The 14,834-nt window shown below is 39.4% G+C and carries 13 protein-coding genes; all 13 read right to left on the bottom strand.

Annotated features, from left to right (window positions below):
• Positions 1–26: 26 nt before the first annotated feature.
• Positions 27–758, bottom strand: coding sequence for a pseudouridine synthase (locus tag HMPREF9706_RS01150; protein WP_006907510.1), 732 nt, complete (start codon positions 756–758; stop codon positions 27–29).
• Positions 715–1,365, bottom strand: coding sequence for an SMC-Scp complex subunit ScpB (gene scpB / locus HMPREF9706_RS01145; protein WP_006907509.1), 651 nt, complete (start codon positions 1,363–1,365; stop codon positions 715–717). The genes HMPREF9706_RS01150 and scpB overlap by 44 nt, the downstream gene beginning before the upstream one ends.
• A gap of 12 nt (positions 1,366–1,377) precedes the next feature.
• The gene (locus HMPREF9706_RS01140; RefSeq protein WP_006907508.1) at positions 1,378–2,133 is read right to left on the bottom strand and encodes a segregation and condensation protein A; all 756 of its coding nucleotides are present in this window, start codon (positions 2,131–2,133) and stop codon (positions 1,378–1,380) included.
• A complete protein-coding gene (locus HMPREF9706_RS01135; protein ID WP_006907507.1) occupies positions 2,134–2,559 on the bottom strand; it encodes a hypothetical protein in 426 nt (141 codons plus the stop codon). It lies immediately after the preceding gene.
• Between the two features lie 92 nt (positions 2,560–2,651).
• Positions 2,652–3,443 (bottom strand): purine-nucleoside phosphorylase, encoded by a 792-nt coding sequence (locus HMPREF9706_RS01130; RefSeq protein WP_006907506.1) that lies wholly within the window; start codon positions 3,441–3,443, stop codon positions 2,652–2,654.
• 8 nt (positions 3,444–3,451) lie between these two features.
• Complete coding sequence (deoB, locus tag HMPREF9706_RS01125; RefSeq protein ID WP_006907505.1) at positions 3,452–4,621, bottom strand: phosphopentomutase; 1,170 nt, start codon at positions 4,619–4,621, stop codon at positions 3,452–3,454.
• Between the two features lie 19 nt (positions 4,622–4,640).
• The gene (gene xerD, locus HMPREF9706_RS01120; protein ID WP_006907504.1) at positions 4,641–5,549 is read right to left on the bottom strand and encodes a site-specific tyrosine recombinase XerD; all 909 of its coding nucleotides are present in this window, start codon (positions 5,547–5,549) and stop codon (positions 4,641–4,643) included.
• Complete coding sequence (locus HMPREF9706_RS01115; RefSeq protein WP_006907503.1) at positions 5,542–6,432, bottom strand: CvfB family protein; 891 nt, start codon at positions 6,430–6,432, stop codon at positions 5,542–5,544. The genes xerD and HMPREF9706_RS01115 overlap by 8 nt, the downstream gene beginning before the upstream one ends.
• A 123-nt stretch (positions 6,433–6,555) precedes the next feature.
• Positions 6,556–8,313 (bottom strand): pyruvate kinase, encoded by a 1,758-nt coding sequence (gene pyk, locus HMPREF9706_RS01110; protein WP_006907502.1) that lies wholly within the window; start codon positions 8,311–8,313, stop codon positions 6,556–6,558.
• Positions 8,314–8,334: 21 nt separating this feature from the next.
• On the bottom strand, positions 8,335–9,306 hold the full coding sequence (locus tag HMPREF9706_RS01105) for an ATP-dependent 6-phosphofructokinase (protein ID WP_006907501.1): 972 nt from the start codon (positions 9,304–9,306) through the stop codon (positions 8,335–8,337).
• An 87-nt stretch (positions 9,307–9,393) separates the two neighbouring features.
• Positions 9,394–12,735, bottom strand: a complete 3,342-nt coding sequence (locus tag HMPREF9706_RS01100; protein ID WP_006907500.1) for a DNA polymerase III subunit alpha — start codon at positions 12,733–12,735, stop codon at positions 9,394–9,396.
• A gap of 18 nt (positions 12,736–12,753) precedes the next feature.
• On the bottom strand, positions 12,754–13,791 hold the full coding sequence (queA, locus tag HMPREF9706_RS01095; RefSeq protein WP_006907499.1) for a tRNA preQ1(34) S-adenosylmethionine ribosyltransferase-isomerase QueA: 1,038 nt from the start codon (positions 13,789–13,791) through the stop codon (positions 12,754–12,756).
• Positions 13,792–13,804: 13 nt separating this feature from the next.
• Entirely contained in the window at positions 13,805–14,809 is a 1,005-nt protein-coding gene (gene ruvB, locus HMPREF9706_RS01090; protein WP_006907498.1) for a Holliday junction branch migration DNA helicase RuvB, read from the bottom strand.
• Positions 14,810–14,834: the final 25 nt, after the last annotated feature.

Raw genomic sequence — 14,834 nt, 5'->3', positions numbered from 1 at the left:
ACCCAATCAATAAAGAATCAAGCTTCTTACTTTCGATGGCCGGACTCTGCCATTTTCCTTAATTTATCCACTTCGAAGGAGGTTAAATATCTCCAATCACCTGCTTGCATCTTATCCAGATTTAAAAAGGCGAAAGCTTCACGCTTTAATTTAATAACAGGATGACCAATCGCTTCAAACATTTTTTTGACTTGGTGATTCCACCCTTCATGGATCGTTAATTCAACAACCGCTGTTTGATTACTAGCATTTTGCTTAAGTAGTTTAACATTGGCTTTGGAAGTGAGCTTACCATCAACCATGACCCCTTTAGACAGTCTCTTTAGTGCGTCTACTTGAGGAATACCCTTGATTTTAGCAATGTAAACTTTCTCAACTTGAAATCTAGGATGCATCATTCGATTTGCAAAATCACCATCATTCGTTAATAGTAGCAGACCGGTCGTATCAAAATCTAATCGACCAATTGGATAAATCCGCTCATCAACTCCATTGATCAGATCCACTACCACTGGACGCCCTTTATCATCTTCCACTGCTGAAATATAGTTACGCGGTTTGTATAGAAGTATATACCGAGGTTCTTCTCGATAGATAGGAATCCCATCGACCTCAATTCGATCATTGGGACTGACCTTGACACCTAATTGGTCAACTACTTGCCCTTGAACTTTTACTCGTCCTTGAGTAATCAGTTCTTCACATTTTCGACGGCTAGCGACTCCCGCATGAGCCATCACTTTCTGTAGTCTTTCCATCATTTTCCTCCTTAATTAAGGCAACTTGCGACGAATTATCATCTTCATAATCGGACCATGTCTTAAAGCTAAACAACGACTCCGTAGTCGATTGCGTATTAAGTACAAGATCCTTAATTTCTGGAAGATCATCTAGAGATGTTAATCCAAAATAATTATAAAAATAAGGTGTAACCCCATATAGTAGTGGACGACCTGGTGCATCAACACGACCGACTTCTGCAATCAAATCACGTAGTAACAACTTTTGTAACATCGCTTGAGAAGATACTCCACGAATCTCATCGATGGTTACTCGTGTCACTGGTTGACGATAAGCAACAATCGCCAATGTTTCAATAGCAGCACGGCTAAGTTTTTGTTGCAAGGGCGATTGCGCAAAAGCACGGATGGTCTCATCAAGATCCGATTGAGTCATTAAGAAATACCGTTGTCCATAGTTCACCAAATCGATGGGTGACATCGAATCTTCACTGAGATGGTGTTGCAACTGAGCCAATAATTCTAGAAGCTCTTCTTGAGGTACTTTTAAAGTCTCTTGTAAGGCTTCTAAGCTAATTCCCTCTTCTCCTGCAACAAAAAGTAGTCCAGCAATTTTTCGGATCATTGAATCACTCCTTTATCCACGTATATGAATCGGTCCATATTGGCTCTTTTGCTCAAAGATCAATTCTTGCTTTCTTACTAATTCAAGAATAGCTAAAAAGCACGCAATTATTTCAGGCCGAGTTTCTTTATCCATCAAATCTCTTAAACTTAAACTTTGACCTTGCACTAACTGGCGGAACTTTTTACGAATCGCGTTAATTTTATCGGATACTGATACTTGATCATACTTAATCTCTTTAGCAGGAACCTGTTGATCCAATTGCCTTTGTAAAAGTCGTAACATAGCTTCTTGTAAGTCGCCTAATTCTAATTCCCCCTCTTCCAATGGAACAGAGAGCTGATACGCGGTTAAATCACTACTAGCACGTGAAAAAGTGAGTGCCCGATTGCTTTGACGCCGATCCAAATCGTCTGCTACTTCTTGAAATTGTTGATAAAGCAAAAGATGATCGACCAATGTTTTGCGAGGATCTTCCTCCAATTCCATGTCTAAGGATTTATCTTCAATCGGAATCAATAACCGACTCTTTATTTCAATAAGAGTCGCTGCCATCACTAAGTAATCCGAAATTTGATCGAGATCAATAGCAGATGATTGATGAATGAATTCTAAATATTGGTCAGTAATTTCAGCAACCGGTATATCATAAATATCGATTTCCATTTTCTTAATTAAGTGTAAAAGCAAATCAAACGGCCCTTGGAAGGCCGTTAGATTAATCTCCATCTCATGGGATCGATGAGAATCTTGTTTAAAACCCGTCATCTAATCCTCCTCACTACTTGGATCATTTTCCGCTTGATATCGTGCTGCAAAGCTAGCTACTTGATCCAATGTATGGTATTGAATTGCTCCAGATATTTGAGCCTGTGGATACATCATTTTAAGACTTTTATACATCTGATAATCGATCGCTTCATCTTCAAAAGAAGGAATCACAGAAATTCGATTGATCAAAATGGTTTCTTGAACCTTACCATCTTCCTGATTAGCAAAACGATGTTCGGCCCCTAATAAGCCGACAAAATTATCCGTTTCAGGATCTTTATATAAATACAATTCAAAGTCTTCCGATTGACGGTAGTTTTCCAGAATTTCTGAGGCTGTTAAATCTGTCTCCGTATTTTTAATATTTAGTGATAACAAGCCAAGAACGACTTTTTCATTTTTATTTGTTGAGCTTAATAACATTTAAGCTACCTCCGTTTTGAACCTTTAATTTCTTTTGTGATCGTATCATGGTCTTAAAAAAATATCAAGAAAAACTCTTCAGAATCGCTATTTTAAGCTAAAAATGCTCGAATTAAAGCTTTAAATTGCGGTTTAACGACTTGCGAGATTGCCATGACTTCTTGATGATCCAAGCTCTCCTGCATCCCAGCCGCATAATTAGTAATACAAGAGATACCTACAACTTCCATACCACAGTGTTTAGCCACAATAGCTTCAGGAACTGTAGACATTCCAACTGCATCTGCTCCTAAAAGTCTCAGTGCCCTGATTTCTGCGGGAGTCTCATAAGTGGGGCCCGTTAACCAGGCATAGACCCCTTTTTGCAAGTGGAGTCCTATCTGATCCGCCACTTTCATTAGTTTTGATTGAGCCTTGATCGAATAGGTTTGACTCATATCGACAAAACGAGGCCCCTGATTATTATTTTGACCAATCAAAGGATTTTCACCAGTGAAATTCAAATGATCAGAAATGACCATCAAGTCACCGGGCTTAAATGAACCGTTAATTCCTCCAGCAGCATTCGTTAAAAGAATGGTGTCCACACCCAGCTCTTTAAACACTCTGATAGGATAAGTAACAGTTGCTAAATCATAACCCTCATAATAGTGAAAACGTCCCTGCATAGCTAAAACTTTTTGGCCTGAAAGTCGACCATATACTAACTGCCCCTCATGGCCTGGAACAGTTGAGCTTGGAAATCCAGGAATTGATTCATATTTAATCTTAATTGGTGATTGGATTTCTTCAGCAAGATCACCCAGTCCTGATCCTAGGACCAAGGCTATTTTAGGATTTACAATACCGGCTTCTTTTAAAAATGTAATTGTATCTTGATTCATAATATCTCCTATACTATTTGATTCATAAATGATTGCCCATTGTCTGGCAGTGCCACTTCAAAATTATCGGCAATACTAGCAGCAATGTCTGAATAATAAGACGCCTGTAATTCTCCAGCTTCTTTTAAAGATGGACTGTAGACTAACAAAGGTACATACTCTCTCGTATGGTCTGTTCCAGAATAGGTTGGATCATTCCCATGATCCGCTGTAATCATTAATAAGTCATCCGAACGCATAGCCGACGTAATTTCACCCAGGCGACGATCAAAAGCTTCTAAGGCTTTGCCATAACCAATTGGATCCCTACGGTGACCATATTTAGCATCGAAATCAACCAGATTAGTAAAGGAAAGACCGGTAAAGTCCTGTTCCATCACTTGAAGTAGTCGATCAACTCCATCCATATTGTCTTTAGTTCGAATCGCTTGAGTAATTCCCTGACCATTAAATATATCATTAATCTTACCAACCGCAATCACTTGATAACCAGCTTCTTTTAAAGCATCAAGCGTTGTCTTACCAAAAGGATCTAAAGCATAATCATGTCGGTTAGCTGTCCTTTGGTAGTTACCCGCACTACCTACAAAAGGTCTTGCAATAATACGACCAATCATATAGGGCTCTTGACTCGTAATTTCACGTACATAGGCGCATATCTTGTATAATTCTTCTAAAGGAATCACCTCTTCATGCGCCGCAATTTGTAAAACTGGGTCTGCTGAAGTATAAACGATTAAAGCTCCGGTTTCTTCTTGCTCTGGACCTAATTCTTCAATGATTTTTGTGCCTGAAGCAGGTCGATTACAAATCACCTTACGCCCTGAAAAATCCTCAATTTTGTTGATTAATTCCTGAGGGAAGCCATTTGGAAAAACTCGAAAAGGTGTATCAATCCGTAAACCCATAATTTCCCAGTGGCCGGTCATTGTATCCTTACCCGCTGATTGTTCCTGTAGCTTAGTCCAGTAAGCTTTTGATTTTTTTACAGGACTTATTCCCTTTAAGGGCTCAATATTACCTAAACCAAATTCTGCCATCCCTGGCAGGCTTAAATCCATGGATTCAGCAATATGTCCCAATGTATGGACATTCACATCTCCAAAAGCTTCTGCATCTGGCGCTTGACCGATACCTACAGAATCTAAAACAATTAGATGGATTCGTTTAAATGACATTAGTATTCTCCTTATCTTTCTAGGCTCGCGGAAAATGGTCGCGATAGACCTCCTGCAAGCGATGCTTACTGATATGTGTATAAATTTGGGTGGTTGAAATATTAGAATGTCCCAACAATTCCTGAACCATTCTCAAGTCTGCCCCATTTTCTAAAAGATGGGTCGCAAAAGAGTGACGCAACATGTGAGGAGAAACATCCATCGTAATCCCTGCTATTTGAACATATTTATTCAGATTTTTCCAAATACCTTGACGAGTAAAAGGGTTCCCTCTTTGATTCAAAAATACATGTTGAGTATGACGACTAGTTTTTTTAGCCAAAAAAAGCGGACGCACATCTTGTAAATATTGATTCAACCAATAAGCGGCCTCTTCGCCAATCGGCAGTAGCCGCTCCTTATTCCCCTTACCAATGGTTTGAATAAAGCCTAACTCCAGATGTAGATCTCTTAAAGACAAGTGAGTCAACTCAGAAACCCGTAAGCCTGTCGCATACATTAGCTCTAAAATAGCTCGATCTCTAAGGCCAATATATTCCGAAGTATCTGGTGCTTGTAAAATTTTTTCTACCTGATCTAGACTTAAACTAGCTGGTAAGTGTTTCTCCTTTTTTGGACCAAGCACTTTTTGCATAGGATTCAATGTGATGATTTGTTCTTTCAATAAATAATGAAAAAACTGTCTTAAAGAAGACAACATGCGTGATGTGCTTGAAGTTGCATAATTCTTTTGATGCAAATCATTCAAATAAGACTGAACAAAAGCATAATCCACTTGCTCCCACTGATCGATACTCGATTTATCACAATAATCAAAAAAAATTGTCAAATCTCTCAAATAGGCCTGAATTGTATTATCCGACTTATCCTGGTCGATCTTTAAATAATGAGTAAAATCGTCTAGATAATCTTTATAAAACTTATTCACCCGCTTCGTCCCCAATCGAATCGGTTAATAAATAGATACCTTGTCCTTTAACTTGACGAATTTTTTGAGCCTTTAATAATGCCCCTACTGCTCTCTTAAATTGTCCTTTTGAAATAGCCAGATACGCTTTAATCACCTCTGGATCCGACTTGTCATGTAGGGGAAGAAAACCTTCAGGGTCTTTTTCTAGCAATCTTAATAAAAGCTTAGCATCATCATCAATCGCTTCATAGGCCCTTGGTTTTAAAGAAACATTCAAACTACCATCTCGGTGAACATGAGTGACACGACCTTTGGCACACTCACCTAAATGTGGTTCTAAAATCCATTCGGACTCATGAACAAAAGCTCGGTAACCTTCTTTAGTGATACATTGAGCTCCAGCTAATTTTAATTGAACAATTCGTACTTCAACATCTTGATTCATTAAACGTCTGGGTGCCTTGTTAAACAGTGGCTGCATTTGCTCAATCGTCGCCAATTTCCCCCAGAGTCGCTGCTTTTTATCGCATTCGAAAGTCACATAGACCTGCTCATCAACTTTGGGCCATTGTCTTCGATTATCCGGCAAATCATCCAATGAAATCACAACATCTTTATTGACTAGACCAACATCCACAAAGACTCCTAATTCCCGACGAATTTGTTTAACTTTAGCCCATCCAAAAATACCTGGGCGAATATCCGGTAGATCAACCTGAATCATCAAGCGGCGATCCATATCTTCATAAATCATCCCCTCGACCAGACTACCTTTTTCAAGAGTTTCACCTTCAACTTGTGATTTTTCTAAAGCAAAGCTTTGGCCTTCTGCTTGTACAAAATAATAATCCTTATTTTGATCATATATTTTTCCTTCTATGATTTGTCCATATTCTAACATGGCATCACCTAATTTCTTTCATTCTGGCTCTATTTTAGCACAAGCGAGATCAATACGCTCAAAAAATGTGCCTCTCATCAAAAAAAGAAGGCGATAATAGCCTTCTTCTAAAAAATCATATTTTTAAAATGATGAGCTTGCACCTCGGTAAACATATCCTCGACGTGCATCAACAGTAATCAACTCGTGCGGTTGAATTGAGTCAATAGCTCCCTTTGCTGCTACAATCACTGGTATTCCTCTTTCTAAACCAATAAGAGCTGCATGAGAGGTAATCCCTCCTTCTTCACAAACAATGGCACCAACTTGCTGGATGGCCGCATTAAAACGCTTGTCGGTCTGGCTAGTAATTAATACACTGCCTGGATTTGCCTCTAAATTAGCTTGGATTGGGTCCTGAGTGATTAGAGCCTTACCAATAAATTGACCATTGCCTACACCCTGACCTTCTACCAAACGAGTACCTATCAATTGAATTTTCATAATATTTGTGGTGCCCGCTTCACCCACCGGAACTCCCGCTGTAATTAGAATCAATTCACCTTCTTGAGCAAACTCTTCCTTAACCGCTAAGGCCGCTGCATTATCTAACATCTCATCGGTCGATTCAGGCTTTGCAATTACAAAAGGTTGAACGCCCCACACCAAGATCAAACGTCGTTGAGTTTTTTCATCAAAGGTTGCGGCTAAGACATTGGCACTTGGCCGATATTTTGCAATCATACGTGCAGTATGCCCCGATGAGGTTGCAGCAACAATTGTATGAATTGCTAAGTTTTTAGCCGTATGGCCCACCGCCTGCCCGATCGCTTCGGTTAAATCTGACTTATCAAAAGACTTAAGCGTAAAGGCATCCCGTCCGTGCCAATGATTTTCAGTTTGAATCGCGATCGATGCCATGGTCCGAACTGCTTCTAAGGGATAATCTCCAGCTGCTGTTTCACCGGAAAGCATCACCGCATCTGTTCCATCTAAGATGGCATTGGCAACATCACCTGCTTCAGCCCTTGTGGGACGAGGATTTCTCTGCATGGAATCAAGCATTTGTGTTGCTGTAACAACAGGCTTTCCCGCACGATTACATTTTCTAATAATACTCTTTTGGATAAGTGGAACATTCTCGGCCGGCACTTCAACCCCTAAATCTCCCCGTGCTACCATAATTCCATCTGCAACATCAATAATTTCTTCGATATTATTGACACCTTCTTGATTTTCAATTTTTGCAATGACTTGAACATCCGGGTAGCCTATTTCTTCAAGATAAGCCTTAATCTCAAGAACATCTGCCGGTCTTCTGACAAAAGAGGCTGCAATAAAGTCAATCCCTTGTTGACAACCGAATCGAATATCGGATTGATCTTTTTCCGTCATCGCTGGAAGATTAAGCGCAACATTGGGAACATTGACTCCTTTTTTATTCTTCAAAATTCCCGAGTTAAGAATTGTAGCAATAATCTCTTGATTTTCATGATCAATCGATTGAACCGATAAATCAATTAAGCCGTCATCTAAAAGAATATGATCGCCAACTTTCACATCCTCAATTAATCCAGGATAGGAAACGGAAAACTTTTCTACACTCCCCAAAACTTCTTGCATCGCTATTCGAACAGTCTGTCCTTTTTCTAGAAAGATCGCATCATTTGTCATTTGATGTGTGCGAATTTCTGGGCCTTTAGTATCCAACAACATTGCTGCAACAATTCCAGATTCTTGACGAGCTGCCTTGAAATTATTAAAGCGAAACAAGTGCTCTTCATGGTCTCCATGAGAAAAATTAAATCGTCCTACATTCATGCCAGCTTGCATCAAAGATATCATCATCTCTTTATCTTCACTGGCTGGTCCAATTGTACAAATAATCTTAGTTTTCTTCATCGCCTAGTAAGCCCCTTTCGCTTAGTACCGATCTGTTAAGGCCTGGTTCAATTCAAACAAATCATCTCGAACCTTGTGCTTGCTGCTGGCCAAAGTATCAATCATATCAAAAACCGCCAATTCTTCACCAATAATCCCTACATAAATGCCGGATTGGCCATGTAAAATAAGGTCTACTGATTTTGCTCCCATCAAGGTCGCAAAAACTCGGTCTCGTCCTGTAGGACTACCCCCTCTTTGAATATGTGATAAATTAACGCCTCTTACATCCTGTTCTGGAGCTTCTTCAGAATAGGCTGCCACAAAATCTTCGACTCCCATAACTCCTTCAGCCAAAATAATTAAGCCGTGATCTTTACCGTGTTTTCGGGAAGTTCGAACCCGCCGAGCAATATCTCCCATAAAATATTCTTCTTCTGGAATAATAATGGCATCTGCTCCTACAGCAACCCCTGCCCATATCGCAATATCCCCCGCATTATGACCCATTACCTCAACTACAAAGGTCCGATTATGCGAAGCTGCTGTATCAGAAATCATATCAATGGCTGTAGTAGCTGCTGAAAAGGCCGAATCAAAACCTATCGTATACTCTGTACCAGGTATGTCATTGTCTATCGTTGCTGGAATACCTACTGCAGGAAAGCCTAACTTTGTCAATGCTAAGGCTCCTCTAAAAGTTCCGTCTCCTCCTATAGCAATCAAACCTTCAATACCATTTTCTTCCATCACCTGTACGGCTTTTTCTTGGACAGATAATTGACTAAACTCAGGGAAACGAGCTGAATATAAAATGGTTCCTCCACGTCGAATCGCTTGCGAGACACTATTAATTCCTAATGGCCTAAAATTTCCCTCTACTAATCCTTTATATCCTTGTTGAACGCCTATAACTTCAATATTATGATGGAGCCCTTCTTCGACGACTGCTCGAATGGCAGCATTCATACCAGGGGCGTCCCCCCCACTTGTTAAAACTGCTAACCGCCTCATATTTTTCACCTCTTGCTATGTTCCATCTAATGTCTTTGATTTTATCATGGATTGTACATAAAAACTGCTTAATTCTAAATTCGAATATTACCGGTAGGCAATATTTTCCTTACCAAAGGCTTGCTCTAAAGCGCGCTGAATTCGGCTGGCTGCTGATAAATTGTAATGTTCATCTAACTGCCAAGATTTTTTCTGTGAATCAACAATAATTACTTTTAAAGGACCTGGATTTTGTAAACAGAGTTGCTTCAACCAATCCAATTTAAGTGCCATTACCTCTTTTTCCAAACGAATAAAAACTGTCTGGTATTTATTAGTAGGAGCTTTTGGGGCAATCTGATCTGTCAAGCGCTCAATCGATTGAACAATTATCTGCTTCTGACCATTCAGATCTTGATCTATCCTACCATTAAAACATAGAATTTTCCCCTCTTGTAGGAAAGTTTGAATCCTTTGAAAGACATTAGGAAAGACCACTAACTTTGCTTCCGCTTGTGGGTCACTCACGGTCAAAAAAGCCATTTCTTCTTGCCGTTTGGTCGTTTTCTTTCTAATTTCTTCTACAAAAGCAATGAAAGTAACAGTGCTTCTTACTCTTTTAGCACTTATTTGCTCCAACAGGGTATATTGTGAGCTCGATTCAATACTTGTCATCATGGATGACATGGGATGGTCCATCCATTGATTACCTAATACAGCACGTTGTCGTGCTAATCGTTCTTTTTCAGTCCAGTCTTCAACCAATTCAACTTTAGGTTCCATCTCTTTGAATAAAGAGATTTGATTATTACTAAACTTAAAATATTGAATAAAGGCCGGAAGATTATGGGTTAAGGAGGCTCGATTATAACCTAAACAATCCAAAGCTCCCGCATCAATTAAAGGCTGGATTGTTTTTTCATTCAAATAAGCTGCATCAAGTCGACTCAAGAAGTCAAAATAATTTTGGTATTTTCCAACTAATTCTCTCTCTTGAATAATTGAACGACAAACTTCAGCCCGCATTCCTTTAATAGCCATTAACCCCAATCGCAAACTGCCTTGATCAATGGATAGGTCTGCCTTGGAAAGATTGATATCCAATGGTAATAAGCGTCCTAAAACTCTTTTTGCCACCGGTAAATAGGCCAAATCTCCTTGACTAGAATGTGTTCCTTGGTTCAGGAGACATACGTAAAAAGCTGCAGGATAATGAGCCTTTAAATAAGCCAGCTGGAATGCCAGGGTCGAATAAACAACAGCATGAGATCGATTAAAACCATAATTAGCAAACTGATAAATATATTGGAAAATTTGTTCCGCAGTTTGCTGTTGAATCCCACGTTCCAAAGCTCCTTCAATAAATCGAGTCTTTTCTTGATCCATAATAGAAATTTGCTTTTTACCCATTGCACGCCTCAATAAATCGGCCTGTCCTAGTGTAAAGCCAGCTAACTGACGGCAAATCTGCATCACCTGTTCCTGGTAAACAATAATACCATAGGTTTTTTCTAAAATTGGTTTTAATAGTGGATGCAAATAATCAATCGTCTCTTTACCGTGTTTTCTTGCAATAAAATGTTGGATTTGCTGCATGGGTCCTGGACGATACAAGGCATTTACAGCGATAATATCTTCCAATGATTCTGGATATAATCGCTGTAGTACTTGGCGAATCCCAGAGGACTCAAATTGAAAAACCCCTGCTGTATCCGCCCTTTGAAAAAGTGCTAAGGTCGCTTTATCTGATAAGTCAATCCGACGAATATCAATCTCCTTCTGATATTCTCGTCGAATCGTCAGCAAAATATCATCCAACAATTGCAAGTTTCGCAATCCAAGGAAATCCATCTTCAATAGACCAAGCTCTTCTACTTCTTCCATAGCAAATTGAGTTAACTGTAGTTCGCCTTGACGGTCAAGCACCGGAATCAGTTGGGATAAATCTTGATCACAAATCACAATTCCAGAGGCATGAATCGATGTATGACGAGGTAGACCTTCAATGGCTAAAGCAAGGTCAAACAAAGCTTGATTTTCTTTTGACTGATGAACGATACGCCTTAAAGTATCTGACAGTTTAAAGGCCTCTTGTAATTTAATGGAAGGCTTAGATGGGATTGCTTTGGACCAAAGGGATTGTTCATTTTTAGACTTACCTAAGATCCTCAAACAATCTCGAATCGCCTGTTTAGCACCGAAGGTCCCGAAGGTAATTAATTTTGCTACATTCTTATGACCATAGTGTTTTTCGATAAAGTTAAAGACCTGATATCGTTTATCATCTGGAATATCGATATCAATATCTGGCATATTATAACGTTCAGGATTCAAAAAACGTTCAAATAATAATCCATATTCAATGGGATCCACTTGTGTGATATCTAAAAGATAGGCAATAAGAGAACCTGCTGCCGAACCTCGGCCCGGACCTGTACGAATCTTTGCATAACGGCAAAAGCCAATAATTTCCCAGACAATCAGAAAATAATCCACAAATCCCATCTGTTGAATAATCGCTAATTCATGATTCATTCGATCTAGATAAATTTGATTGTCCAGTTTATCAATCCGTTGAAGACCTTGAAGTGCCTGATCCTTCAAATAGTCAAAACTTGTCACTCCCTCTGGAGGACTAAAGCGTGGCAGTAATGTTTGATGCATTTTTAATTGAAGATCGATACTCTTGGCCAAGTTAACCGCATTATCAACAGCCTCTTCCAATCCTTTTTCTTGGTATAAACGGACCAAATCATCACGATGATAAAGATAATGTGCTCCACGGTAAGCAAATACGGACTCATCCAGTGTTTCATTCGCATCAATGGCTTGTAAAAATTTCAAAGCAACCGCATCTTCGGGAACTAATGTTTCTATTAATTGACTGACAATTAATCCTATTCCTTGATTTTTAGCAAAATGTTGCAAAGCTTTTACTTCAAGTTCATTGTAGGGATAAATTGAGATACCCAAAAATAGCCGGTTTTTAGAAAGATTATCCTGCCAAAGATCGACCCATTGACACGCTTCTTGTTCACGATCATGGCTAATTAAATAATCTAACTCCCCTTCTTTTGCAGGCGTAATTAAGACCAAGGAATTCAGAGCTGCCGCAATAATTCGTCGGATCTCTGTGTGATTAACTGGTGATTGATTCACTGCTTTTGAAAGAGCTATTAAACTTAAATAGCCGGAATAATCTCGAGCATAAACTAAGAGAGAGAAGTTTTTACCAGACTCAATAAAGCCAGGTATCTTTAAAGTAATCCCAATCAAGGCTTTTACTTGTTCTTTTTGACAAGCCTTATAAAATTGTAATGCTCCATATAGTACATTCACATCGGCCAAACCAATCGCTTGATAACCCAGCCGTTTTGCCTCTTTAACATAGCTTTCAACATCTAAGGTTGATTGTAACAAGGAATACGCACTCCGACTGTTAAAAAGCACATAATCCCTCCTTTAGTCTTATAAAATAAGCATCGCATCCCCAAATGAGAAGAAACGATAATGTTCTTCAACAGCATGTTGATAAGCTTTTAAAATAGATTCTCTATCATAGAAAGCAGAAACCAACATAACTAAGGTTGACTGTGGTAAGTGGAAATTGGTAATTAAATGATCCACTACTTGAAATTTAAAGCCAGGTGTAATAAAAATATCCGTCCAACCCGAAGCTGCTACAATGTTCCCTTGATGGTTCTTCGCAACGGTCTCAAGTGTCCGAACACTCGTCGTTCCAACCGCTATAATTTTACCCCCATTATCCTTAACCTTTTGAATCCGATCAGCTGCCTCTGGGCTTACTCGGTAAAACTCTGAATGCATATGGTGGTCTGCAATATTATCAACAGATACAGGTCTAAACGTACCTAAACCAACATGTAATAAGATTGGAATTATCTCAATCCCCTTTTGGCTAGCTTGATCGAATAATTCCTGAGTAAAGTGTAGTCCAGCTGTCGGAGCTGCTGCTGATCCATTTTCTTTGGCATAGACTGTTTGATAACGATCCGGATCCTCTAGTTTTTCCTTGATATAAGGTGGCAAAGGCATTTCACCCAACTGCTCTAATATCTCTAAGAAAACCCCTTGATAGCTAAACTCAATGATTCTTCCGCCATGTTCTAAGTCTTCCAGAATTTCAGCAGTTAGTAAATTCTCATCGCCAAATACTAAGCGTGTTCCTTTATGGGCACGCTTGCCCGGCTTAACTAAACACTCCCAACGATTTCCCTCAATATTGTTCAAGAGTAATACTTCAATATGTCCGCCTGTATCTGCCTTAATACCAAACAATCGAGCTGGAATAACCCGCGTTTCATTAATAACTAAAGCATCACCAGGTTCTAGAAAATCGAGTAAATGTTTAAAATCTGTATCCTGTATCTCATTAGTTTGACGATCTAAAACCAATAATCTTGAAGAAGAACGATCTTTCAAAGGGGTTTGAGCAATTAATTCTTCTGGTAAGTCATAGTCAAAATCTTTTGTCGTATATGTCATATTATTCTTCTTTCTATTCGTTCAATAAGGGATACCCTAAGTGTTGGTACGCAAGTCTCGTTGCTTGTCTTCCCCGAGGTGTTCGCTGAATGAAGCCTTGTTGGACCAAATAAGGTTCATACATATCTTCGATGGTGACCAAATCTTCTCCCATATTCACAGCTAAAGTCCCAATCCCAACAGGACCTCCTTGATACATCTCAATCAAAGTCTTCAACAAGCGCCGATCGAGGTCATCAAGACCAAATTGATCGATTCCAAGTACTCCTAGTGCCTGTTTAGTATGCTCAAGTGCGATATCTCCATCATTTAATACCTGGGCAAAATCACGAACCCGTCTTAAAATACGATTAGCAATTCTTGGTGTCCCCCGGCTCCTACAGGCAATCTCTTTTGCCGCTTGATCATCAATCCCTACATCAAATACTTGAGCAGACCGATGAACAATTTGATCAAGTTCTTCCACAGTATAATACTGCATATGAGCCATAATTCCAAAACGATCTCGTAGGGGCCGAGATAGCATACCGGCACGTGTCGTTGCCCCAATCAAGGTAAATGGCGGTAATTCAAAATGGATGGGTTGGCTACTTGTTCCTTGACCTATTACTATATCTACATAATAATCTTCCATCGCTGAATATAGTACCTCTTCCACGATGCTAGGTAATCGGTGAATTTCATCAATGAAAAGAATATCTCCAGCATTTAACTCATTGACAATCGCCAACAGATCTCCAGGACGTTCAATGGCCGGACCCGAAGTTGTTTGAATTGCCACCCCCAATTCATTGGCAATAACCATAGCTAAGGTAGTTTTTCCTAAGCCAGGTGGTCCGTAGAGTAAACAATGATCCAAGGCTTCCTCTCGTTCTAGAGCAGCTTGAATATATATCTTTAATTCCGATTTTATCTTTTTTTGACCTAAATACTCGTCTAAGGAATGAGGTCGCAGGGATGTAACTATGTCAACATCCTCTTCAAGACGTTCATTCGTTATAAAGCGTTCTTCCTGCAAATAAAATACCTCCTTCTCTAAGACC

The sequence above is a fragment of the Facklamia hominis CCUG 36813 genome, assembly GCF_000301035.1.
GTDB classification, from domain to species: domain Bacteria; phylum Bacillota; class Bacilli; order Lactobacillales; family Aerococcaceae; genus Facklamia; species Facklamia hominis.
The sequence above is the reverse complement of the archived record's forward strand: the minus strand, read 5'-3'. Positions and strand labels throughout refer to the sequence as shown.